The organism is Rossellomorea marisflavi (assembly GCF_022170785.1).
Taxonomy (GTDB): Bacteria; Bacillota; Bacilli; order Bacillales; family Bacillaceae_B; genus Rossellomorea; species Rossellomorea marisflavi_B.
In genome coordinates, this window is sequence record NZ_CP081870.1 from 3,628,508 (window position 1) to 3,652,930 (window position 24,423).

Annotated in this window: 19 protein-coding genes and 1 riboswitch; of the genes, 8 read left to right on the forward strand and 11 right to left on the reverse strand. The window is 49.1% G+C overall.

The annotated features are described in order from the left end of the window. Positions 1-47: 47 nt before the first annotated feature. Complete coding sequence (locus K6T23_RS18935) at positions 48-3,833, reverse strand: 5'-nucleotidase C-terminal domain-containing protein (RefSeq protein WP_238284473.1); 3,786 nt, start codon at positions 3,831-3,833, stop codon at positions 48-50. Positions 3,834-4,484: 651 nt separating this feature from the next. On the opposite strand from K6T23_RS18935, the gene K6T23_RS18940 reads away from it, so the two are divergent. Both K6T23_RS18940 and K6T23_RS18945 read left to right on the forward strand, forming a co-directional pair. Then, entirely contained in the window at positions 4,485-4,685 is a 201-nt protein-coding gene (locus K6T23_RS18940; protein WP_056540185.1) for a helix-turn-helix transcriptional regulator, read from the forward strand. Beyond that, a complete protein-coding gene (locus K6T23_RS18945; RefSeq protein ID WP_238282630.1) occupies positions 4,682-5,146 on the forward strand; it encodes a hypothetical protein in 465 nt (154 codons plus the stop codon). Before K6T23_RS18940 ends, K6T23_RS18945 begins: the two co-directional genes overlap by 4 nt. Positions 5,147-5,717: 571 nt before the next feature. On the opposite strand, the gene K6T23_RS18950 is transcribed toward K6T23_RS18945, so the two are convergent. Genes K6T23_RS18950 through K6T23_RS18960 form a run of 3 tightly spaced genes read right to left on the reverse strand, consistent with a single transcriptional unit; the run spans position 5,718 to position 8,216 of the window. Next, positions 5,718-6,530, reverse strand: a complete 813-nt coding sequence (locus K6T23_RS18950) for a MetQ/NlpA family ABC transporter substrate-binding protein (RefSeq protein WP_238282640.1) — start codon at positions 6,528-6,530, stop codon at positions 5,718-5,720. A gap of 17 nt (positions 6,531-6,547) precedes the next feature. After that, a complete protein-coding gene (locus K6T23_RS18955) occupies positions 6,548-7,213 on the reverse strand; it encodes a methionine ABC transporter permease (RefSeq protein ID WP_056540170.1) in 666 nt (221 codons plus the stop codon). Next, entirely contained in the window at positions 7,203-8,216 is a 1,014-nt protein-coding gene (locus tag K6T23_RS18960; RefSeq protein ID WP_048006549.1) for a methionine ABC transporter ATP-binding protein, read from the reverse strand. The genes K6T23_RS18955 and K6T23_RS18960 overlap by 11 nt, the downstream gene beginning before the upstream one ends. A gap of 70 nt (positions 8,217-8,286) precedes the next feature. Continuing rightward, positions 8,287-8,391, reverse strand: a riboswitch (SAM riboswitch). A gap of 260 nt (positions 8,392-8,651) precedes the next feature. On the opposite strand from K6T23_RS18960, the gene K6T23_RS18965 reads away from it, so the two are divergent. The 4 genes from K6T23_RS18965 to K6T23_RS18980 all read left to right on the forward strand — a co-directional run bounded on the left by K6T23_RS18965 (position 8,652) and on the right by K6T23_RS18980 (position 13,613). Further along, the gene (locus K6T23_RS18965) at positions 8,652-9,332 is read left to right on the forward strand and encodes a response regulator transcription factor (RefSeq protein ID WP_079515455.1); all 681 of its coding nucleotides are present in this window, start codon (positions 8,652-8,654) and stop codon (positions 9,330-9,332) included. Next, positions 9,332-10,327 carry a sensor histidine kinase gene (locus K6T23_RS18970; protein WP_238282642.1) on the forward strand — a complete coding sequence of 332 codons (996 nt, stop codon included), beginning with the start codon at positions 9,332-9,334 and terminating at the stop codon, positions 10,325-10,327. Before K6T23_RS18965 ends, K6T23_RS18970 begins: the two co-directional genes overlap by 1 nt. An 89-nt stretch (positions 10,328-10,416) precedes the next feature. Next, entirely contained in the window at positions 10,417-11,100 is a 684-nt protein-coding gene (locus tag K6T23_RS18975; RefSeq protein WP_048015859.1) for an ABC transporter ATP-binding protein, read from the forward strand. Then, positions 11,097-13,613: an FtsX-like permease family protein gene (locus K6T23_RS18980; protein ID WP_238282643.1), complete on the forward strand. Its 2,517-nt coding sequence runs from the start codon at positions 11,097-11,099 to the stop codon at positions 13,611-13,613. Before K6T23_RS18975 ends, K6T23_RS18980 begins: the two co-directional genes overlap by 4 nt. Before the next feature lie 334 nt (positions 13,614-13,947). Here the strand turns inward: K6T23_RS18980 and K6T23_RS18985 are convergent, their stop codons facing one another. Then, positions 13,948-16,251 carry a glycerophosphodiester phosphodiesterase family protein gene (locus tag K6T23_RS18985; RefSeq protein WP_238282645.1) on the reverse strand — a complete coding sequence of 768 codons (2,304 nt, stop codon included), beginning with the start codon at positions 16,249-16,251 and terminating at the stop codon, positions 13,948-13,950. A 160-nt stretch (positions 16,252-16,411) separates the two neighbouring features. Here K6T23_RS18985 and K6T23_RS18990 point away from each other — a divergent pair, with 160 nt between their 5' ends. After that, on the forward strand, positions 16,412-16,984 hold the full coding sequence (locus K6T23_RS18990; RefSeq protein ID WP_238282647.1) for a glycerol-3-phosphate responsive antiterminator: 573 nt from the start codon (positions 16,412-16,414) through the stop codon (positions 16,982-16,984). Here K6T23_RS18990 and K6T23_RS18995 read toward each other — a convergent pair. From K6T23_RS18995 to K6T23_RS19015, 5 genes are all read right to left on the reverse strand, one after another. Beyond that, the gene (locus K6T23_RS18995; protein ID WP_056540151.1) at positions 16,979-17,755 is read right to left on the reverse strand and encodes an HAD-IIA family hydrolase; all 777 of its coding nucleotides are present in this window, start codon (positions 17,753-17,755) and stop codon (positions 16,979-16,981) included. The genes K6T23_RS18990 and K6T23_RS18995 overlap by 6 nt on opposite strands. A 17-nt stretch (positions 17,756-17,772) precedes the next feature. Next, the gene (locus K6T23_RS19000; protein ID WP_148794310.1) at positions 17,773-19,464 is read right to left on the reverse strand and encodes an ABC transporter permease; all 1,692 of its coding nucleotides are present in this window, start codon (positions 19,462-19,464) and stop codon (positions 17,773-17,775) included. Next, a complete protein-coding gene (locus K6T23_RS19005) occupies positions 19,461-20,588 on the reverse strand; it encodes an ABC transporter ATP-binding protein (protein ID WP_238282649.1) in 1,128 nt (375 codons plus the stop codon). The genes K6T23_RS19000 and K6T23_RS19005 overlap by 4 nt, the downstream gene beginning before the upstream one ends. A 27-nt stretch (positions 20,589-20,615) precedes the next feature. Further along, on the reverse strand, positions 20,616-21,647 hold the full coding sequence (locus K6T23_RS19010) for an ABC transporter substrate-binding protein (protein ID WP_079515447.1): 1,032 nt from the start codon (positions 21,645-21,647) through the stop codon (positions 20,616-20,618). Positions 21,648-21,877: 230 nt separating this feature from the next. Further along, entirely contained in the window at positions 21,878-22,306 is a 429-nt protein-coding gene (locus K6T23_RS19015) for a VOC family protein (RefSeq protein WP_238282651.1), read from the reverse strand. A gap of 79 nt (positions 22,307-22,385) precedes the next feature. Here K6T23_RS19015 and K6T23_RS19020 point away from each other — a divergent pair, with 79 nt between their 5' ends. Beyond that, complete coding sequence (locus K6T23_RS19020; RefSeq protein ID WP_238282661.1) at positions 22,386-23,309, forward strand: helix-turn-helix transcriptional regulator; 924 nt, start codon at positions 22,386-22,388, stop codon at positions 23,307-23,309. Positions 23,310-23,354: 45 nt separating this feature from the next. Here K6T23_RS19020 and K6T23_RS19025 read toward each other — a convergent pair whose 3' ends face one another. Continuing rightward, a complete protein-coding gene (locus tag K6T23_RS19025; protein WP_056540132.1) occupies positions 23,355-24,368 on the reverse strand; it encodes a LacI family DNA-binding transcriptional regulator in 1,014 nt (337 codons plus the stop codon). Between the last annotated feature and the right edge of the window lie 55 nt (positions 24,369-24,423).

The window sequence follows — 24,423 nt, forward strand, 5'->3', positions numbered from 1 at the left end:
AAAGGACCCTTGCGAAGCATATAATGCTTGCAAGGGTCCTTTTTCTATTATGGTCTGCCGCATACTCCTAAGAGCTTGCAGAGCCAGTTTTTCAATTTCTTGATGATGTCACGGATCTGATCTCCCCAGCCTCCGTGGCCGTCGTCGTCACCGTCTCCATCATCACCGCCGCCGTCACCCGGATTATCTTGCTTGACCTCTTGTACGATGCGGTCTTCGAGCTCCGGTGAAACCGGACTGTTCTTCTCAAGGTATTCTGTCATGACTTCGAAGTCCACTTGGAACAGCTCCGTCATGCGTCCATCGTCTTTTGCTTCCTTCAGCATGGAATATCCGTCTCCACCATCTGCTGTGAACGCATTTGTTGCCACTGTGTACATCGCTGCTGGATCAAGCTTTTCGAATCCGTTGTCTGTTTTCACATCAACAGACCATACACGCTCTCCAACAGGCTGATTCACATCATACTTGAATTTGATTCCTGAAACCTGCAGGAAGCGACCTTCGCCGGACTCGACGGCGCTTACGCTATGCTCGAGTGCCTGCTTGATTTCTTCTCCAGTCAGGTCAATCGCGACCAGGTTGTTGCCGAAAGGCAGGGTGGTCAAAACATCACCGAGCGTGATATCTCCTTCACCGATTGACGCCCTGATTCCCCCACCATTTTGGAAGGCGATATGAGTCTTCACGGATTCGTTGGCTTTGGCCACCATTCCATCGGTAATCAGATTTCCAAGGTTCGTTTCCTTCGTACGGACGTCAGCGCGTTCTCCATTCAAAGGAACGTCACTTGAACCGACAACCTCAGACATAAGCTCATCAAGAGGTGCTTTGAACTCTTGTACTTTTGCTTCTGCTTCAGGGTCTTTTTCGTAATTGGCAAGTGGGACAAGCTCGCCTTTGTATTCCTTGATGACACCGTCAGGATCGAACGTGACATCGAGATTACCGATATTGTTCAAGTATTCTCCAGTCTGCACGATCAGTGTAGGCTCATCCTTTTCAACGAATGTTGGTTCTTTCAAAGCTGTGTGGGAGTGACCACCGACGATTACATCGATGCCATCCACTTCTTCTGCAAGATCCTGATCAGGTCCGTATCCAAGGTGGGATAGGACGACAATTTTATTCACACCTTCTTCTTGGAGCATGGAGATCGTCGCATTGGAAGATTCCACGACATCCTCGAATACGATGTCTTCACTCGGGTTGGCAAGGAAAGAGGTGTCAGGCGTTGTCAATCCGAAGATTCCGACCTTCTCACCGTCGATTTCCTTGATGATGGCAGGGTAGATCTTCCCACCTTCAGCCGGGTCACCGATTTCATCTTTGTAAAGCGGGGACAGATCCTTATCGGCTGTCACATTTACGTTTGATGAAACCATCGGGAATTTCATTTCTTTAATGAAATTGGCCAGGATGTTTGAATCTTTATCAAATTCATGGTTACCGAATGTCATGGCATCGAAATTCAGGTCGTTCATGAACGATAGATCTGCCAGACCAAGATACTGGCGGAAATAAAGCGTGCCGGAGAATACATCCCCTGCATCCACCAGGAGGGAATTCGGTTTACGAAGATCATCCAGTGCCGTCACAAGGCGTGGGTATTGCTCCACATGAGCATGGCTGTCATTCGTATGAAGAATCGATAGATCAAAGTCCTTCGGCTCTTCCGGTTCTTGCTGGGCATTCAGGTCAAGCTGTGCCACCAGGGCATCATGATCGCTTGCTCGTCCATGCTCTTCCATATAAGGAGAGTTGAAGTTGACGATGTCAAACTCGGCTTGATCAGCGAGGCGATTCGACACGAGCATGTGATCAAGCACTTGTGCATTTCCTTGATACGAATACGTATAGCGCTCATTTGCAGGAAGGGTCTCGATCAAGTTCGTGAGCTCTTCCCCTTTAAGCTTTTGAAGCGGTGCTGAGAATTCAAAGTCGTTCAAGTCGCCAAGGACGACCACGTTTGCATCTTCATTCTTCGATTCGATATCTGACACGAAGCCGTTGATGACTTCTGCAATCTTCAAGCGTTGCGTTTCACTTCCAAGGGTCGGAGGCTGGTTGCGTCCGAACAATGGCTCGTCCCCACCTTTGGAGTTGAAATGATTGGCGATGACGATTACGTCTTCACCGTTGAAATCGAACTGTGCTGCAAGGGATTTACGGCTGCTGCGGAATGCATCGTTCGTCGGATCGATACGACCAGGATTAAGCGTAAGGGAGCCGTCCTCATATCCCACTGCAGTCGTTTGATCTCCTTTTTCACCTTCTGCCAGGGTTACGCGCTCAGGGTTGTAGAGATACCCTACACGGATATTCCCTCCAGGAACCCCTCCGTCCTGCTTGTCCTGTGGAGCGATTTCCGTCCACTCATAAGCAGGGCCGCCAAACTTAACAGAAGCATCGCTCAGTGCTTTATAGTTTCCATCAGCTTTCACTGTACCGTCATCTTTCGTTCCGCTGTCATCGAGTACTTCCACAAGACCGATGATGTCAGGAGAACCAAGATTTTCGACCATGGATTTCGCCAGTTTGTCACGTTTTGTGGCATCTGACGCGTCAAAGTTTTCGATATTGTACGAAGCAATCGTCAACTTCTCATCATCTTTTTCAATCGTCGTTGTTTCAAGAGTGAACTCACGCTCGTTCAGAGCAGGGAGCTCATCATCATTCACAAGGATCTTGAAGTTGCTGAAGCTGTAGCTTACAACACCCGTCACAGTACCTTCGAACTGATCCCCTGTCTTCGCTACGAAATTGCGGTCTTGAAGCTGGATGAACATTCTTTCAGGATTCTGATTGTCCGCTGTCAGGAGCGGAGCACCTTCTTTGGTATAGTTCTTCCCTTCCACCTGTTCGGTGATGACCGGAAGTTCACCGTACTTCTGAGGTCCTGTAACCGTTGGGTCTTCAAGGGAAATGCGCATGCCTTCAATGCTTTCATAGAAATCGATGGCATCCACATCAGGGTTGAATTCTTCCAGACCGTCACTGTCTATGACATCTGTCGGAGGGAAGATATCCTTGCCGATCACTAGAGCTTCAGGAAGCTCGTTACCAGAAGATTGGACAACGACATTCCCGTTTTGGGAATTGATTTCTGTCGTGGTAAGGTCGGTTTGAAGCTTTTCCGCATAGCCATCAAGGACCCATTCTTTCACCTGTCCGTCAACCTTCACGGCATCTCCTGTACGGACTCCGTGGGACGGTTTATAGACCAAGATCCCTTCAGATGTCTTCTCGTTATCATCAGGCTGATCATCTTGCATGTAGAAATTGCTTCCATCCACGACGTGAGTGACGATTCCTTCTACCTCTTTGACGTTCTTGAGGTTGTAAGGGGACGTATGACTTTCACCTTGGATGTCATGGATACGAAGTCCTTCGATCCCTTCGAACGGATCGGGTTCTCCCGGCTCCGCACCATCAACGGTGATGGCCGTCGGGTTTTTCAGCCCGGGTACGTTGAAATAGGCTGTAAGCTGACCCGTCACGACGATTTTTTCGCCGATCATATCCGGGTTGGTCTGCAGACCGAACTGCGCGCGGAATGAGCTTGGAAGCTGTACCGGCAAAATCTTCGCTGGATCCGTCTCATTTGCCGAATCGGCTATGGCAATATTGAAATCATTACTGAAAGGAGCTTTCGTATTATAATTGGAACCAGATATCGTGTGACCCACGATGTATCCAGTGACCGTTCCGTTGCCTGTGTTGTTATCGATGGCTTCCTGTACCGTCATGGTGCCGGCTGCACCAGCTGCGGCAGGAAGCATGGCAATCAACATGACAAAAACGGTCATCAAAGCGAATAATGGCTTTTTCATGGTTTTCACTATTTCTTTCCTCCTCCGAATTCAACAATCGGAAATGAGCTGATATCGTCATTATGTGCCCATTTCAATAAACCTACCCTCGAATAACCCTGTACCTCCAAAAATGTAAGCGCTTTCTTTCATCTACATTCCTTTTGCCGATGAACCCGATTCTCTCTCTGCATATAGGTCCGGCAACCCACCACCGATCCTTTCCTCCCGCATGGTTTGAGCGGAACATACCAAGTTTCCCATTTAATATATCATTTTTCTGTCGAAGATTAAGGAATAATGAAAAGATTAACAAAAATGAGACGATTGGTTTATAAATCCTTCATATTCAATTGTGTTTTTTTAGTGAAATAGTCTTACATTTGGTAAGACTTCTTTACAAATTTGGTATTCCGTAAGTAGAAATACAAGCTTCTGAACGTTTCACTCTCGTCGTCCTTAGGTAGAAGTGTTTATTTCAGATCATGAATAAGTATTGGTTCATTCCCTCCCAGGATGTGATGAGATTTAGTTTCCTCCCTCCTCTAGTAAAAGAAGTCTCCCAAACTGAAATCACAACCAGATAAAATTATTTTTGTTGTTTTTTCCACTTCAACAATGTAATATATATCTTACATAAAGCAATATATATATTACATTTGAGGTGAAGCAATGAAAACAAAGGTCAAGGAGGCCAGAATGGAGAAAGGAATGACACAGGCAGAGCTTGCCAGGCGGGTTAATGCGACACGACAGACAATCGGCCTGATTGAAAAGGGATCGTACAATCCAAGCCTTCAGCTCTGTCTCGCCATATGCAAAGCCGTAGGAAAGACACTGGACGAATTATTTTGGGAGGATGATGAACAATGAGTTGGTTGACAATGTTTTTACCAGAGGATGAATACAAACAAAAGAGATTGTTATCATTTTTAGCAGAAGCGGCCGTCATCGCTTTTCTAACGACATTGATCGGGGCAGCATTGACTCGCTTGACAAGCATACGTGCGCTTGCATCAGAAAAATCATTCCTGATCATAGCAGCCGTCCTGATCCTCTATCCTCTCCTCCGCTACATCCTTTCAGGCATAGAGTACGCGGACATCTTCACATCACAGCAATACAAAAAACAGATGAAGCACATCACCTTCCGCTCCATCATATTCTTCATCCTGTTCAACCTGATCTATGCCACCGCTACCGAGCACCATGGATGGTCCACCATCATCGAAACCGCGGGCCTCGCCCTCATCTTCATGACCCTGCTCTTCTTGATCGACATAAGCTCACTCACCGTCTCCTACAAGAAAAACAAAAACCTTGAAACAGACTGAAAGCCAGCAAACAGGACGTGCAGCCGTACATCCTGTTTTTTTCTATCTATTGAAATAGAACTATATAAAGACACGCACCACTCCAACAACTATCCTACCCCAAAAAAGAAAGGGGGGAAATGGATATACACCATTCAGAAAACTACATGCTCATCACCCGCACAGAGTGCCTTGCAGCGGAGGGGGGCTGACTCCTGCGGAAAAGGAGGAGCGGGGAGACCCCGCAGGCACGAGGAGGCTCAACGCCCTCCCCGCGGAAAGCAGCCCACCGTAGCGAAAAGGCACGGACCCTTCCAACCACCATCCCTTTCCATAAAAAGAGGGGAACGGAACGGATACCTTCCAATCAAAAACCCCTACATGCTCATCTCCTGCACAGAGTGCCTTGCAGCGGAGGGGGGCTGACTCCTGCGGAAAAGGAGGAGCGGGGAGACCCCACAGGCACGAGGAGGCTCAACGCCCTCCCCGCGGAAAGCAGCCCACCGCAGCGGAAAGGCACGGACCCTTAGCCATTAGGGTTCCATCCAAAAACAAAAAAAGAGCATGACCTAAAAGGCCACACTCCCAAAACTCATTCCATCCAATCCGGTTTCCCGAACCCTTTAAACTCATCATCAATCACTTTCTCAAACTCATCCGACTCCACAACCGCCTTGATATCCTTAGACACCTGTGTATCCTTATCATCCGTATTCACAACCACCCGGTTGCGGTACTCATCCGGCATATTCTCAAGCTGAAGCGCATCAAGCAGATCCATATCCGCCGCAAGAGCAAAGTTCCCAGGCACAGCCGCCAAATCGACACTATCCACCGTACGTGGAAGCTGAGCAGCTTCAATCGCCTTGAACTTCAAATTCTTCGCATTCGTCTCGATATCCTTCTCCGAAACCGTCAGCGGATTGCTGTCCGACTTCAACGTGATCAGCTTCGCATCGGCAAGGATCTGGAACGCACGTGCCGCATTCGTAGGATCGTTCGGAATTGTGATTTGGCTTCCTTCCTTGATGCTGTCGATGGAATCAAACTTATCAGAATAAATGCCCATCGGAGCCGTAGGAACGGAAATCAGCTCGGAAAGCTCGATCTTGTTTTCTTTCGCAAAGTTTTCCATGTAGATCTTATGCTGGAACAGGTTGGCATCAAGATCACCCTGTGCCAATGCATTATTCGGCTGGATGTAATCATTGAATTCCTTGACCGTCACTTTATAGCCTTTTTCTTCAAGACCCGGCTTGATGGCTTTTGTCACCATATCGCTGTAAGGTCCGGTTGTGGCTCCGATAGTGATGTCTTTTTCATCTTTTTTGTCGCTGCTGTTGCCGCACGCCGCCATGAGGCTGACTGCGATGGCAAGGCCGAGTAGTAATGTCCATTTTTTCATTGTGTTTCCTCCATTATCTATCGTTTGTCTACTGCTTTGGCGAAAATGTCGCCGGCATATTGGATGACTTGTACAAGACAGATCAAGACGACCACCGTCGTGAACATGACCGTGTTGTCATATCGGTAATATCCGAACCGGATGGCAAGGTCACCGACCCCTCCCCCGCCGATTGTACCCGCCATGGCGGAGTATGCGATAAGGGAAATCGCCGTGATGGTGACGCCCTGGATGACAGCTGGTTTGGCTTCCGGAAGAAGCACATCCTTGATGATCATCCACGGGCTCGCCCCGACGGATACAGATGCTTCAATGACGCCCTTGTCGATTTCCTTCAGTGCGGTTTCGACGATCCTGGCGAAGAACGGAATTCCAGCGACGGATAGGGAGACTGAAGCAGCCGTCGGTCCGATCACATCCCCTGTGAGGATCTTCGTCAGAGGAAGGAGCGCCACCAGAAGGATGATGAACGGGACCGACCGGACCATATTCACAATGAATCCAACGATGGATTTCACGAAGCGGTTTTCGAGGAACAGCCCCTTATCCGTTGTGAAAAGAAGCACTCCGAGGGGAAGTCCGATGATAACGGCAATCAACAGGGATATCCCCACCATATACAATGTTTCTAAAAATGCCTGATTCAGATCCGGCAAGATGTCAATGATGGCTTCAGGCAGCATCTTCAAGCACCTCCAGACTTTGCGTACGCTGGGTAATGAATTCGATGGCGGCATCGATTTCGGCGCGTTCTCCGATCAATTCCATGATGAAGATCCCGAGTGGCACTTCCTGGATGTATTCGATCTTCCCGTGAAGGATGTTCCCTTTCACGTGGTACCGCTGGAAGACATCGGATACGACGCTTTCTTCTGCAATGGAGCCTTTGAATTGGATCTTGATCAAGGTCCCTTTCCTTGCTTTCGCCAAGTGATCTGGCAGGTCGAACTGAAGGATCGTCTCGATGAACTGCCTGGTCAGTGGCTCCTTCGGATTCGAGAAGAGGTCATATACGGGACCTTCTTCAATGATCCGGCCATCCTGCATCACGGCCATCCGGTCGCAAATCTCCTTGACGACTTCCATCTCATGGGTGATGAGGACGATGGTCAGTCCGAGCTCTTCGTTCAGCTTCTTCAATAATTTCAAGATCGACCTTGTGGTATTCGGGTCGAGGGCGGACGTTGCTTCGTCGCACAGGAGGACAGATGGATTGTTCGCAAGGGCCCGGGCAATCCCGACGCGCTGCTTTTGACCTCCGCTCAGCTGAGCGGGATAGGCATCTGCCTTATCCGATAGACCGACCATGGCGAGAAGCTCTTCCACACGCGGCCGGATCTCAGCCTTTGGCACCTTGGCCGCTTTCAGGGCAAATGCCAGATTGCCGTAGACCGTCTTTGCCTTGATCAGGTGGAAATGCTGGAAGATCATGCTCGTCTTCTGCCTTGCCGATCTGAGCTCGCGCGGAGACAGCTTCGTAAAGTCCAATCCGTCGATGATGACCTCACCTGAAGTAGGTCTCTCCAACAGATTCAAGCAGCGGATGAGGGAGCTTTTCCCAGCTCCGCTATACCCGACGATTCCAAAGATTTCTCCCTTTTCAATCTTGACGGAAACGTCATTGACGCCGATCACAGTTTGCTTTTTCGTTTTATACTCTTTCACAAGATGGTTGATCTCGATCATTGCGCTTCACCTCTTTTTTCCAATAAAAAATGCCTCTTTCAGCTGAAAGAAGCATCGCATATCGATCATCGACTTATCTCTCAGAATGAAAACCATCCTGCAGGAATTAGCACCGTTCCATATGGAGGTTGCCGGACGTCATAGGGCCTGATCCCTCGGTCGCTCTTGATAATTTGAATACTATATAATTTTAGAAGATTTCATCTATATGAGATAATAATGGGTATTTGGTTGGGTGTCAACTACCATTCATACCTATAGAAACCATGTAAGCGTTACCTTTACTTTAAGATTAGGCTTGAATTATTTTTGGTCCTTTCGAAATGTTTGCTCATTTTCGCCAATGATTGGTCCCTCTTCATGCTGCCAACACTTTGACGAAGCCTGCCATTTTCCATATGATAGGCTTACATCATCATTGATCCGGAGGTCACTATGAACATCCTATTAGTTGAAGACGATAAGACGATTGCAGCAGGACTCGAATACTCCCTGCAGAACGAGCAATTCGGCACATTTGTTTGCCATAATGTGGCTGCCGCTGAGGACATGATCAACACCCGCTGGACAGAGATTGATCTGTTCCTCTTTGATTTGTCCCTACCCGACGGGAGCGGCTATGACCTGTGCTCCCTCGTAAAGAAAAAGACCGATAAACCGGTGATCTTCCTGACGGCAATGGACGAAGAAGTCAATGTGGTCATGGGTCTTGATATGGGAGCAGATGATTACATCACAAAGCCATTCCGTGTCAGGGAACTCATGTCACGGATCAAGTCGGTCCTACGCCGCTACGATAAGCAGACGCCTGCCCATTTCACACTCGGCGACATCAAGATCCTTCCGGCTGAAGGCAAAGTATATAAGGGCGGCGAAGAAATCCAGCTGACGGCCCTCGAGTACCGGCTCCTTCTGATTTTTGCCCAGCACAAGGATCAGGTGCTCACGCGTACACAGCTCCTTGAGAAGATCTGGGATGTGGCTGGTGATTTCGTCAACGATAACACCCTCACCGTCTACATCAAACGGTTGCGTGAAAAACTGGAAGACGACCCGCAGAACCCCGGCATCATCAAGACGATCCGTGGAATGGGCTATAAGGCAGGAGACCGCTGATGCTGAGGAATAAAGAAATACGGGTGTTCCTTGTAACGATCGTGATCATCGCCGTCATCGGAACAATTTGCGCATCTTACATAAGTCTGCAAGCGTCTGTGGTCACAGCCGTCACCTCCCTCCTACTCATCACAAGCTTCATGCTTTACACAGCCTGGCGCTACAGGGAAATCGGGAAGCTTTCCGACTACCTTCGAAAGATATCAAATGGAGACTACTCCCTCGACGTTCGGGACAACCATGAGGGAGAGCTCAGCATCCTGAAGTCCGATATGTACAAGGTGACACTCCGACTATCGGAAAACAGCTCACGGCTCCAGGAAGACAAGCTCAAACTGACCGATGCCATCTCGGATATTTCCCATCAGCTTAAAACACCCCTCACCTCCATGATGGTCATGTCCGACCTGTTGAGGGATCCGGGCTTGGATGAAGGAAAACGCCGGGAATTCACACGCCGTATCCAGGTCCAGCTTGAACGGATCGAATGGCTCGTCTCCTCCCTATTGAAACTCTCAAAGATCGATGCGGGAACGGCACGCTTCAAGAAGGAGAATGTGGACGTGTCTTCCCTCATACGGGATGCCGTGGACCCTCTTCTCATCCCCATGGAGATCAAGGACGTAACACTTCAGATTGAAGACGGACCGGCCTCATTTGTTGGAGACGGGAACTGGACGAAGGAAGCCATCATCAATATATTGAAAAACAGCATCGAGCACTCATCAGAGGGAGGACGTATCACCATCGCCTCTCAGGAAAATGCCCTTTTCACTGAAATCACCATCACTGATCAAGGCAGCGGGATCCCGAAGGAAGACCTCCCCCATATCTTCAAGCGCTTCTACCGGGGAAAGAATGCCACGGAAGACAGCGTCGGAATCGGCCTTGCCATGGCCTACAGCATCATGAAGAACCAAGACGGTGACATTGAAGTATCAACCAGCCCAGCGGGAACGACTTTCTCCCTCAAGGTTTATAAACATACCATTTAGTCAGGTGACAGAATTGTCACTTTCACAGTCACGGAAAAGTCATTTTAGGCAGATATACTGAAAGCATCAACCAACTGGAGGTACCATTCGTGAATATCTTACAAATTGAAAATCTGTCTAAAGTGTACGGAAAAGGGGAAACGGCGGTCAAAGCCCTCGACAACGTTTCCTTCACAGTGAAACAAGGGGAATTCGTGGTCATCATCGGACCGTCTGGTTCTGGTAAATCGACGCTACTTCACATGCTCGGCGGAGTCGATCGCCCAAGCTCGGGACGCGTCCTCGTCAACGACACCGATATGTACAGCCTGAACGAAACCCAGCTTGCCATATTCAGAAGGAGGCAGATCGGGCTCATCTATCAGTTCTACAATTTGATCCCGATCCTGTCGGTGGAAGAAAATATCACACTTCCAATGCTTCTTGATAAGCAGAAAGTGGATCCGAAGCAACTCAATGACATTACAACCAGACTCGGATTGACCGAAAGGCTCGGCCACCTGCCGAATCAGCTATCCGGTGGACAACAGCAGCGTGTGTCCATCGGCCGGGCCCTCATCAGCAACCCGGCTCTCATGCTTGCCGATGAGCCGACGGGGAACCTTGACAGCAAGAACTCCGAGGAGATCATGGAACTCCTCAAAATGTTCAACAAGACCTACAAACAGACGCTGATCGTCATCACCCATGATGAGCGCATCGCCATGCAGGCGGACCGCGTCATCTCTATTGAAGACGGCAAGATCTCCAAAGATGAGGTTCTCCGTCCATGAATATCATAAACAAACTGACCCTCAGACATTTGAAAGAAAACAAGCGCAGGACCATGGTCACCATCATCGGTGTCATCATCTCCGTCGCCATGGTGACCGCCGTCTCGACTCTGTTCGTCTCCTTCCTTGATCTCATGAAGCAGGATAACATCAATAAAGGCGGAGAATGGCACGTCCAGTACAAAAACCTTAACCAGGAGCAGCTGGATGCCATTAAAAGTGCAGAGAATACGGATAGTGTTTTTCTTCGAAAAGACCTGGGGTATTCGAAAATTCAGGATCCCCCCAACGCAACCAAGCCGTACTTATTCTTCACCTCATTGGATAAAAAAGGCCTGAAGGAAATGCCTATTAAGCTGAAAGATGGACGCTTTCCTAAGAATGATGGGGAAGTCGTGGTTTCACAGGAGATCCTGAACCAGAAAAACAACAAACTTAAAATCGGTGATCCATTATCAGTCGAACTCGGTGACCGGTTAATGGACGATATGACTCTCTATCAGGACAATTCGTTCAATGGAGACGAGGAGGATTTCCGGACTAAGGAAAAAGCCTCGTACACGATTGTCGGTACCATTGATAAACCTGATTGGGAATACCCATGGGCCCCGGGATATACGGTGATCAGCTTCTTGGACGATAAGCAGGCAGAAAGCACGGCGTTTATAACGGAGAAAAAGTTGAGCAAAAATCTCTTTGATGATGCAAAAGCCTTCGCAAAAAAACATGACATCACGACCGTTGAGTTCAACCACGAGCTTCTGCGCTATTACGGGGTTTCGAATAACGACAACCTTAATGCGACACTTTTTGGAATGGCTTCCATCATTGTTGGAATCATCCTGATCGGCTCCGTCGCTTTGATCTATAACGCTTTTGCTATCAGCGTTTCGGAGCGTGCCCGCCACCTTGGAATGCTCTCAAGCGTCGGTGCCACAAAGATCCAGAAACGAAACTCCGTCTTCTTTGAAGGGGCTATCATCGGCTTGATTTCCATCCCGATTGGCCTGATTGCCGGAATTGGTGGTATGGCCGTAACCTTCTGGTTCATGAATACCACTTTGACGAACGTATTTGCAGACGGATTAAAAATATCTGTTTCCATTACTCCATTTTCCATCCTTGCAGCATGTGCAGTCTCGATTATTACCATTTTCATCTCCACATTGATTCCTGCGAGGAGAGCGTCGAAGGTATCAGCCATTGACGCGATCAGGCAAACACAGGATGTAAAAATGAGCGGTCGTAGCGTGAAAACATCTAAACTCACCCGAAAATTGTTTGGCATCGAGGGAGAAATCGGGTTGAAAAATCTGAAACGGAACAAGAAGCGATACATCGCTACTGTATTCTCACTCGTCATCTCCATCATGTTGTTTCTCTCGGTATCGTTTTTCACTGACAACATCAAGAAATCAGCGGGAATGACACAGGAAAACTATGATTTTGACATACAACTCACCGGTCCATCCAACAACCTTGAAAGCCTGAAGCCATTTGTGAATGCGGAAAACGTCACAGATTCCGTCTTATTGGAATATGTCTCGTTCCAAAGCTGGCTAACCAGTAAGGACGTTCCATCGGCATTAAAGAAAGATCCTGATTACCATGCGAACCTAAATGACGGGAAGTATGCGTACAACCTCCAGCTGCATGGCCTTGACGAGGAAGATTTCAAGGACTACCTCAAAAAAACCGGTAGTAAAGTCGATCCTGACGGGGTTGTTGTAATCAACATGCTTAAATATCAGGGATCAGATCGCAAATTCTATCAATCGGAAGCACTGGATCTTCAAAAAACAAAGAAGCTGGACTTGTATGACTTCAACGGTGAGGAAGATGAAAAAGTTGGATCCATTAATATCGACGGAGAAGCCGAAGAGGCACCAATGGGAATCAGAGTCGGTTATGGGCTAAACCTGATCATGAGCCGTGATACACTTCAGAAAATCCAAAAGGAAACCGGCTCAACTAATTCCATCCCTTTCCTTTATCTGAACAGCTCTGATCCTTCCGCAACCCAGGAGGCGATCGATGAGTCGAAAAGCGGAGACGTTGAGGTATTTAACATCACGCAAATGAAGGAAGAAAACGAACAGTTCTCCCTTCTGGTCTCCATCTTCGCCTACGGATTCATCACTCTGATTTCAGCCATTTCGATCGCGAATATCTTCAATACGATCTCGACAAGCATCTCACTCCGGAAGCGTGAGTTCGCCATGCTAAAATCTGTGGGCATGACGCCGAAGGGCTTCAATAAGATGATCCATTATGAGAGCATCTTCTACGGCTTGAAATCGCTCCTTTACGGTCTACCAATCGGGTTCGCAGCCATGTACCTCATGCATATGGCCCTGAATGAATCGTTTGAATACAGCTTCTCCCCTCCTTGGATGAGCGTGCTGTTCGTGGTCGTTGCCATCTTCGCAATCGTGGGATCCGCCATGCTCTATTCCACAGGGAAGATCAAGAAACAGAACATCATCGATGGATTGAAACAGGAAAACATTTAATAGGAAAAGAGGCTTAGACAACCGTGTTTTAGTCATAGTAAAACCCGAATTCATCACCTGATCGTAGGTGAATGAATTCGGGTTTTTTATTTATCCCATGAACATGACATTTCATTGTCTCCAGCGGTTGATTGGAGTGCAAGACGTAGACTCCTGCTGGAAGAGTAGCTAATGTGAGACCCCGCAGGCTTGCCGAGGAGGCTCACGGGCTACCCGCGGAAAGCGAAGTCTTGCACGGAAATCATGGGCGGTATAAAGAACCTACACTGATTGTGCTATTCATTAAATGGGACCTGGTTAATTTTGTCCCGACCTCCTTCTTGCTTTCATATCCTTACTTCACCGTCACCTCAATCGGCTCAGACACCACATTCCACTCTTCCCCGAGCATCGTGAACGTATGCTTGGCGAATACTTGTGCCTTTCCAGGGGCGATGGCTTCAATCGTATTGCCGTTGACCTTGACGACTCCATTCCCTTCGGCGACGAATAGTTCGGTCTCGATCTTCTCACGATCGGCTACACGGTAGCTGACGCGTGCTTTTGCATGGATGGTTCGTGATTTTCCTTCTTTCAGGTTCACCTTTTTGATCGGCAGTTCAAGCTGTACAGGCGATTCCGTCAGCCATTGTGTGTAGTCCGTAATCGGTCCGATGAGTCCGTCTTTCAGCTTATCGGCAAACGGAGGCTCGGCACGGAACGTCCAGTGCATGCTCAGCATCCCACGCTGCCTCATGTATTGAATGAACTCTTTGTACAGGGAACCATAACTGGAATTAAGCGTCACATCGTTGATCGTTCCGTAATCCACGAGCTTCTTCGCATTCTTCAGCTTTTCCTGCAGGGTGCCCGGGACGGCTGAAGAAAACAGATATCCTCCAGGCAGCTCAGGAGCCAGTTCATTGGAGCGCTGCATGCTGTCGAGGTAGAAGCTTTGAAGGACCACCTGATCCATCATGCCTTCTTCCTTGATCTCCTGAATCGTCTGCTCCTCAACATCATGGGCTTTCAACTCTACAAGGAGCATGACATTCTTGCCTTTGAACTCCTGAAGATATTCCTTGAAGGTCGGTACCTTTTCGCCGGCAAATTTCTCATCGAATTTGATTCCGGCATCGAGTGCCTTTATTTCTGCAAGGGTCAGATCCTTGACGGCACCCGTTCCGCTCGTGGTCCGATCCACCGTTTCATCATGGATGACCACGAGGTGACCGTCTTTCGTGCGTTGCACATCGGTCTCGATCTGATCGGCACCGAGCTCATACGCGAGACGGTACCCGGCCATGGTGTTCTCAGGAGCAAGGGACGGCACACCGCGATGGGCAGCCACCATCGGCCGTTGAACGATCGTCTGATCCGGATACTGACCGAATGCCTTCACGGCAAGCTCAGGTGCGTTCGTGACGATCCCGTCGACGCCAAGGTGAATAAGCTCATGTGTCGACGCCATTGTATCCCCGCCTACTCCCCACACGGCAACCATCCGGTTATGAAGATAATACATGCCTTCTTCCGTCAGGACACCCTGTGGGATCATGACCATCTTGCTTTCACTCTTATGGACATCCTGAACAATCTTCTTCAAATCCTGTTTATTGAGATGACGTTGATCATAATAGAGTCCCCCACGGATCCTCGGGTTCAGGTCTTTCACTGCTTCAATGATCCCCGTCTGACTGGACACGACATGGACATCACTGATGGACAAATCATTGAGTAAATCGACGACGGATTCTTCAAGGCCACCCTTTTCCATATGTAACACCGGGATTTTCTTTCCTTTGAGCGTCATCAGGACGCTTCGAAGATCCTTTCCGTTTCCTTTCAGATTGCCTACGTCCCCATCCACTTTGATCAGGGCGGAAGCCGTCTCATCATGCGGTACGTCGACACCCTCCCCGTTGATGATAGTAGGGGCGTTGATCATGGATGTTTGTGCTTCCTGAGGCAGGAGCGCCCCTTCACCGTCTACAGGTGGCAGCTCTCCTTCGAATGAAGTCAGTTTCACATTATCGTATTCGACCTTCGAACCGCTCGTCTGGAACCCGACGTCTCCATTGAGGTATTTCCCCGCTTGGTCTGTATCGATGACCAGCTGCCCGTTGACATACTGCTGGACGCGGTTTCCGCTTGCGACCACTTTCAACCGGTACGTCTTCCCATATTCCATATTTTCAGTGTAAAAGTTACGCTCCGGCACCAGCCATTTATCAGCCGGTGTCCGCTCTGCGAATTCCAGGCCATTCACGTCGGAAGTACCCCGGCGCACGGCAAACTGATAATATGGATAGTTCTCGTTTTGGATTCGGTACATGAGCGATGCCCACCGCTTATCCTCCACGGCCGACTGGAACGTCACGTCCGCTTCGAATACATAGTCCCCTTCATCTTCTTCCAAAGGAACGACGACCCTTGCAGGCTTCGAGGTGGCGGAGGAATTCAGGACGAGCTTCCCGTCCTGGACGGCCCCTTGTCCTTCTAAGAGCTTCCATCCATCGGGCAAACGGCCATTCGCGATATCATCAAAATCCTCTTCCAATAGAACCGGGCTTGCTGCTTGTACGGAATTGGTCTGGACAGGGGCAAATAAGCCCAATGCCAATGTGGAAACGGCCATTGTACTGAATAATTTCTTCACGTGTAAAACTCCCTCCCATGATTGGTTTTACTAGACTGATAGACGGACTGATCCAAAGGGCCGCACCCCACCTCCTTTCGTTCGGGTATGTTGCATTAAGGGGGAAATATGGTACACTTCAAATAGGAAAATAGACAGATAATTCTTAATACGACTGGGTGTGACTTCTTTGGAAATTGTAAACATGGTAGAGTCTCAGATCATCGCTTCCATCAAAGAAGAAAAGGATATTGATAAAGCGATCCGGAGCTCGGCGAACATCGCCTTTCTATTGATTGGGGATATCCTGACGGTCAAACCCTATATAGAGAAATTGAAAGAAGCCAATATGTATATCTTTATCCACCTCGATTTCATCGAGGGGTTGTCCAATACGAAGGGAGCGGTGAAATTCGTCGCCGACGTCTGGAATCCGACGGGCATCATCTCGACTAAAACCAATATGATCCGCTATGCCAAAGATGAAGGACTCGTGACGATCCAGCGCATCTTCCTCATTGATAGGGGCGCCCTTCAAAAAGGAATTGAAATGATCAAGTCGTGTAAACCCGATGCTGTTGAAGTGCTACCGGGACTCATGCCGCGTGTGATCGACCAGCTGTCGCACCAGCTCAAGCTCCCCCTTATCGTCGGGGGACTCATCCAGGAGAAGAAAGATATCCTCGATGCCCTTGAAGCCGGTGCCCTGGCTGTCTCATCCGGTGACCCGAATATGTGGAAATTCGACTTATAGATTCACGATCTCCTTAATGCTATCAAGCACATATGAAGGCTGATATGAAGATTTTGTTAACATTTCTTTATTTGTTACCCCGGTGAGCACAAGGACCGATTGCAATCCGTTCTCGATCCCCATCCTGATATCCGTCTCAAGGCGGTCCCCGACCATGTAACAGTCGGCCGCATCCAGCTTCAACACTTGAGAGACCACGTATTCGGCCATCCATTTCGACGGTTTGCCCGTGATGGATTCGATCCTCTCACCCGTCACACCCTCAAGGGCCCCGATCATCGCCCCGCAATCAGGAATCTGTCCGCCGAGCACGGGACAGGTCCTGTCAGGATTCGTTGCGATGATCCTCGCCTTATTGAGCCATGCCTGAAAAGCCAGATTGATTTTTTCATAGCTGAACTCCCGGTCCCATCCGAGGACGACGAACTTCGCCTGTCCTGCATCCTGGGTGAGGGTGATCCCTTCCTCCTCCAGTTCATCCAACAGGGGCTTTTCCCCGATGACAAGCGCCGCTTCCCCCGACTCCAGTGCATCCTTCAGAAACTTTGCCGTGATGAAATTGGAATTGATCACTTCATCAAGCTCCACTTCGATCCCGAGCTTCCGCAGCTTCTGCACATAATCCATCCTTGTGGAGATGGATTTATTCGTAAGGAAGACGACCTTATCGCCCCGTTGTTTCAGGGCGGCGATGGCGTCTGCCGCCCCTTCGATCATTTCTTCATCCAAATACACCGTTCCATCCAAATCAAATATAAATCCTCTAGTCACGTTCTACCTTCACCGTCCTACAGTTGATTTTTCGACATGCGATTGGCTATTGCCTGGAGCAGGAGGACGATGATGACGAGCACCACAGACATCGCTGCCGCCGTGTAATATTCCCCTCTCAGGATATTCTGGAAGATTGCCAGACTCATAGGCGCCCAATCGGCCGGGGCCAGTAATATAGATATACTCGTTTCCTTGATAACGGTGATGAAAACGAGGATCGAACCTGCTGCAATACCCGGAAGCATCAGCGGACCGATGATCGTGACAGCCGCCGTCAACGGAGTCGCTCCGAGATTCACGGCCGCTTCCTCGATATCCTGCTTGATGGCCCTCATCGTCCCCATCGTGGATCGCACCATGTACGGCAACCTCCGGATCGTATAGGCGACGATGAGAAGGACCGCAGTACCAGTTAGATGGAGAGGAGCCGTATTAAACGTCTGGATCAGGGCGATCCCGAATGCGATCCCTGGTACCACAAGGGGAATCGACGTCATGAAATCAAGCTTGTTGGAATTCTGCCTGACGACGAAATACGAGACGAACGTCGCGATGATCACACTCAAGACAAGGGCTCCGAGAGCCAAGACGATACTATTCTGGATATTCCCGAGGGAACTCGTAAAAATCGTCTTATAGTGATCAAGGGTATAGCCGTTCGGCAAAGGATTCTTCCCCCATGTGGTTGCAAGGGACTGCATAAGAATCGACAGCATGGCAAGAAGCGGGAATAGGACGAGTACGAAAGAATAAACGGAAAGCGTGCGCGTCAATCCCTTTGAATCATTCAGCTTCTGCTGCTTCGGTTTCCCTGAAACGGAGCCATAGTTCTTCCCCTTCGTGAACAGATGCTGCAGCCAGAAGAAGAAGGCCGCCACGAGGACCATGATCACCGTCAAGATCGCAGCTCCGCCCCAGTTGAAGAATCCGGCGATTTCCCGGTACGCTTCCACGACAAGGAGGTTCATCTCTTTCGGCGCAAGAATGATCGGCGTCCCGAAATCGGAGAACGAAACCGTGAAGATCAGGAGCGCACTCGAGATCACCCCTGGTATTGCAAGGGGGAACGTCACGAAAATGAAGGTGAACCAGTTCTTGGCCCCCAGATTCAATGACGCCTCCTCAAGGGAGATATCACTCACCTTGAATGCTGCCACCATGGGCCATAGGGCATACGGGAAAAAGAAAAACACCTGGACCAGAACGATACCGGCCATGGAATAAGGGTCGATCAGCATCCCTTCCCCGCCAAGCTTCTGATAGAGGTACGTCACCCACCCCGACCGGCCGAACATGATGATCACGGCATACGCCGAGATGAACGTCGGAACGATGAGGGGGATCGTACAGAGTGCCGAGATCGTCTTCTTGAGCGGCATCGTCGTCCGTGCAATCCCATAGGCGATCGGTATGCACATGACAATGACAATCAATGCCACCAGGACGGCGAGTCCCAGGCTGTTTTTAACCGCCGAGAAATACGTTTTATTCGTGAAGATCTTTTCATAGTTTTCAAGGGACACGGCCTTGAACTTCTCTACCGTGGAACTGAAGATCGCCGGATCCGTAATGGAGCCCAGCAGGTTAACGGGCTGCCCCGTGAAGCTGACAAGGAACACCGACAGAAGCGGAAGGATCAGGAAGACACCAAAGAAAAGATAGATCAAGATTTTGACGACGCTTAGTCCATTCCACCGTCCCTTCATATGAGAAGCACCCTTTCAGGATCGATGGTGAGCTGGATCATTTCCCCTTCAGCAAGTATCGGTTCACCCGGCACGAAGGTCGTGTCCACGACAAGCTGATACTCATCGACCTGAACATCGTAGCGGACGATGGACCCAAGGTAGGTGGAGACGAGCACTTTCCCTTCGATGATGTTTGTCGTTTCACTTGTGATGGTCCCAGGCTTGAAGGTGTTGATATTTTCCGGACGTACGATGACATTGACCTCTTTATGGTCCACGCGGTGGGTCGATTTCAGCACATAGCCTGCACCCTTCACGACCGAATAGCCGTTTTCCGTATCCACGACGGTGCCTTTCATGACGTTCGACGTACCGACAAAATTCGCAATGAAGGGAGTCGAAGGCCTGCTGTAGAGCTCGATGGGTGTCCCGATCTGTTTCACTTCCCCACTGTCCATGACCGCGACCCTGTCCGCCATGCTCATGGCTTCCTCCTGATCATGGGTAACGAAGATCGTCGTTATGCCAAGGTCCTGCTGGATGCGACGGATCGTATTCCGCATGGAATGGCGAAGCTTTTGGTCAAGGTTTGAAAGCGGCTCATCCATAAGGAGGACCGCCGGCTCCATGACCAGGGCGCGGGCAAGGGCGACACGCTGCTGCTGACCACCGGACAGCTCGCTCGTCAGACGATTCGCATGCTTGTCGAGCTCTACGTATTCTAGGATCTCCATGACCTTTTGCTCCATGGCTTTCGGATAGCGGCCGAATTTCCGGTTTAAGAGCCGCAAGTAGATCGGGAGCTTCGCGGCTACATTGCTCGCGTTCAGCTGTTTGATGTTGAGGCTGTAGGCGACATTTTCAAACACATTCATGTGGGGGAACAAGGCGTAGCTCTGGAACACCATCCCGCAGTTCCGCTGGTTAGGCGGGATGCGGTTCACCTCTTTTTGTCCAATGGTGATGATGCCGGATGTCGGCTGTTCAAATCCTGCAATACAGCGCATCGTCGTCGTCTTCCCGCACCCCGAAGGGCCGAGGAGGGCGAAGAATTCCCCCTCCTGGATATCAAGGTTGACGTTTTTAAGCGCATGCACGCCAGAAAATTCTTTTGTTAGTTGTGTCACTTTGACTGAACCCATTCTTATCTCATCCCCTATTTTTGTGTATTACTGAAACTTATCTTTCCATTCATTCCTTACGCGATCGTAGTTGTCATTCACCCAGTCGATATCAAGATCGACGGCATGCGGTTTAACTTTTTCAAGTGTAAGAGGGGTCTTGGACTCCACTTCAGGGTTGATCGGGATATGATACCAGTTGGCAAGGATCTGCTGACCATCCTTGGAAAGAAGGAAATCCATGAGCTTTTTGCCGCCATCGGGATTCGGTCCGCCTTCGACGATGGATACAGGGTTCGTCAGGATCGGTGTTTTATCCGGAACGACGAAATCGACGCTTTCCCCTTTTGCTTTCTGCTCGTAAGCCATGAAGTCAAAGCCGACTCCGATATGGGCTTCACCCATTGAAACCGCTTTCGTAGGAGCGGAACCTGAATCCGGCATGGAGTTTGCCTGATCTACAAGCTTTTCGAAGTACTCCCAGCCCTCTTTCTCCCCACGTTGCATCATCTGATTCAGCACCATGAGGGTTGCCGTTCCCGATGCAGCCGGGTTGGAGAACTGAATCTTTCCTTTCCACTTCGGATCAAGAAGGTCATCCCATGTCTTCGGCGCTTCTTCCTCCGATACCAGCTCTGTATTATAAGCAAATCCGAGAACGAAGATTTCCGTACCCACATACTTGCCATCTTCATGCTTCACCTTGATCCCGTCTTCCACTGTGTCCCAATCCTTGGCGAAATCAGGAATGTAGGAACCGATGATCCCTTTATCGGCTGCCGCTTCAAACGGAAGGATTCCCCCGCCTCCATACCATACGTCCCCTTGGGGATTATCCTTTTCCGCCATCATCCGGTTCACCAGTACGTTCGTACCCGCATACTGGACGTCAACGGAACCACCGTGTAGTTCCTCGAATTTTTGACCGAGTTCCTTCGTCATATCCGGTGTTTCCGGAGAATAGAACGTAATCTGTCCCGTTTTGCCGTCTCCATCACCGGAACTCTTCTCTCCTGCGCAACCTGCAAGCAGGCTTCCTGCCAGGATCATGGAAGCCACGACCGATAGTGATTTTTTCATCTTGAAATCCCCCTATTTTGTTTTTTCGAGTTTCCGGGCAAAGAAAAAGAGAAGACGCACCAATGTAAACCCTTACATTTTAAGGGTCATCATTTGGGCTTCTTCTCAAAGTCTCTTCCCAGTCCTATTCGATTACATTTATTATACAAAACTATCTGAATTTTACAACATATAATTTACAAATTGTTTACAAATGGGAAGAAGGGCATGGATAGCCACGCCCTTCTCTCTTACTCTTTTCGTTTAGTAAACACGTGGAATGAAACGCCAAATGGATCCCTCACGAACCCATATCCTTCCGTATAAAACTCCGGAGTGAAAGGCTTTAGGATCTCTGCTCCGCTACTCACCATTTTGTCATATATCCCCTTGGCTTCTTCCACCGTTTCAAATGTAAGACATAAGGAAATATGACTACCTGGTGAAACGGGTAATCCTTCCGTATCATCAGCAAGCATTAAAGTGATGTTTCCGAACGAGAGGACGGCTTGGTCGATCCGATTCAGTAAATTTTGCGCGATGCGGATCTTCGCACTTTCAGGTCTATCGCTTATTCGTTGGATGTATCGTGTTTCGGCACCAAATATGTCTTCATAAAACTCTCTTGCTTCTTCTGCCTGGCTTGTCATAAGTACATAAGGTGATACGTCGAATGTCATGATTCATGTCCTCCTTTTCGGTATACTGACAGTATAGAACTGATCGGTGTCAGTTTCCGGCACCGTTGGGAGGATGACAGTGAAAAAATCTACTCGATTGTATCATATGATCCATTACATGAATGAGGTTCATCATTTCACGTTGGCTGATTTGATGGCAGAATTCAACATTTCCAAAAGCACGGCACTTCGGGATATGAGAGATCTCGAGGATCTTGGTGTTCCATTCTATAGCGAAAGCGGTCAGCATGGCGGGTATTGCATCATACACGAAAGGGGCTTAACGAAGATCGATCTTACTCCACAGGAGCTGCTTGCCCTTCTCTTTGCCCTAGGAAGCATATCTCAGCTTCCAACAATCCCATTTAACGCTACATATGACGGGATATATCGCAAAATCATCAGCCATTCAAGGGTTGAACAAAAAGAGGAAATCAATCGGTTTTTAGGTAAATTCCAGTATTTCAACAGAAGTGGACAATCCACCATTCCACACTTTGAGAAAATGGTTCAAGCCTCATTCTCCCAGCAGATCTCCATGATCCATTATCATGGCCGATCCCTAACTTCCCCTTACTCGGTGGTCGGTTTCCTATTCAAAAACAACAAATGGTATGCAGTAGTGTTGGACATTCAAACAAATCGTGTGCATCTGTTCAGTATGGAAAAGATTGAAGGTGTAGAGCTGACAGACGAGGTAGCCGACACTGGCGGCGTCACCCTTGAAAACTTCACTCAATACATGAATACGGGAGATTTGGAAATCATGGTTCAATGCACGGAAAGGGGGCTATCCGATCTGTCTTCATACTTATGGGCAGAACAAAAGGTGATCAACCAGGAAGGACGCATACTCTTTACATCCACCATACATCCTGGTGATATTCCTTTTATCGCCAAGCTTCTCACGAGATCAGGAAGGGAAGTGAAAGTCCTTTCCCCTCCAGAGTTAGTAGAAGCAGTGAAGAAAGAACTTTCCTTCTCCCTCGCCCAGTACCAATAAAAAACACCTACGAGGCTGTTGCAATAGCCTCGCAGGTGTCCAGTCTTACCTTCTTTCCGCACAGCTCTCCCTCTTCACCAAGTGATTCGGGACAACAACCTTTTTGGCGAGCTCCCGCTTGGATTGGATCTGATCCAGAAGAAGCTCGACAGCGGATTCACCCATGAATTCCGTGTACACTTTCACCGTGGTGAGGGACGGCTGCAGGAATTTGGAGGTGGCGATGTCGTTGAAACCGACAATCGATACCTGCTCCGGCACCTGATACCCGGCTTCATGGAGGGCCCGGATCGCCCCGATCGCCATGGAGTCGGAGGCGATGAAGAAGGCGGTGGGAAGCCTCTCTCCCTCCAAGGCTTCTTTCATGAGGCGGTAGCCGTCTTCCGAGGTGAAATTCCCTTTCGTCCACGTGAATTCCGGATGATACATTCCCCGGAGGGCCTGATACTGATAGAACGAGCATTCACGCTCATCACGGATCGGCTGGTCTTTCGTGACGAACTCCTGTCCACCTATGTATCCAATGTCTTCGTGACCGAGGGATGAAAGGTAATCAAGGACTTCATTCATCGCCTTCCTGAAGTCCACAACCACACAGTCATAATCATCACTAGGTGAGTAATCGACCAGAACGAGATGACGGGCGGCGCCTTCGAACAAATCGATTTCCTCCTGGCTGTATTTTCCGACGGCAATGATGCCGTCCAGTCCTTCAAGGCGAGATGGATCAAGATCGTCCCCGTTCTTGAACAGTTTGATGAGGTCGATATTCCTCTCCTGACACTCCCGTTCAACGCCTGACCGGATCGCCATATAATACGGATCCGCCATCTCTTGCTGCTCGGAGTACCAGTAGACCAGGCCGAACAACATGCGTTCCTTCATCTGCTGGGGGTCCTTCCGGTTGCGGAGCGTTTTGTAGTTCATATCCTGGGCGATCTGGAAGACCCGCTTCTTTGTTTCATCGGCAACAGAGAGCGTTTCATCATAGTTCAGGACCCTGGAGACCGTAGCAAGTGAGACACCTGCCTTTTTTGCAATATCCTTCAAAGTGGCCATCCCACTTCCTCCTTCTGGTTCATGCATTCATTTCTATTATAGCGAAGAAGCGGGC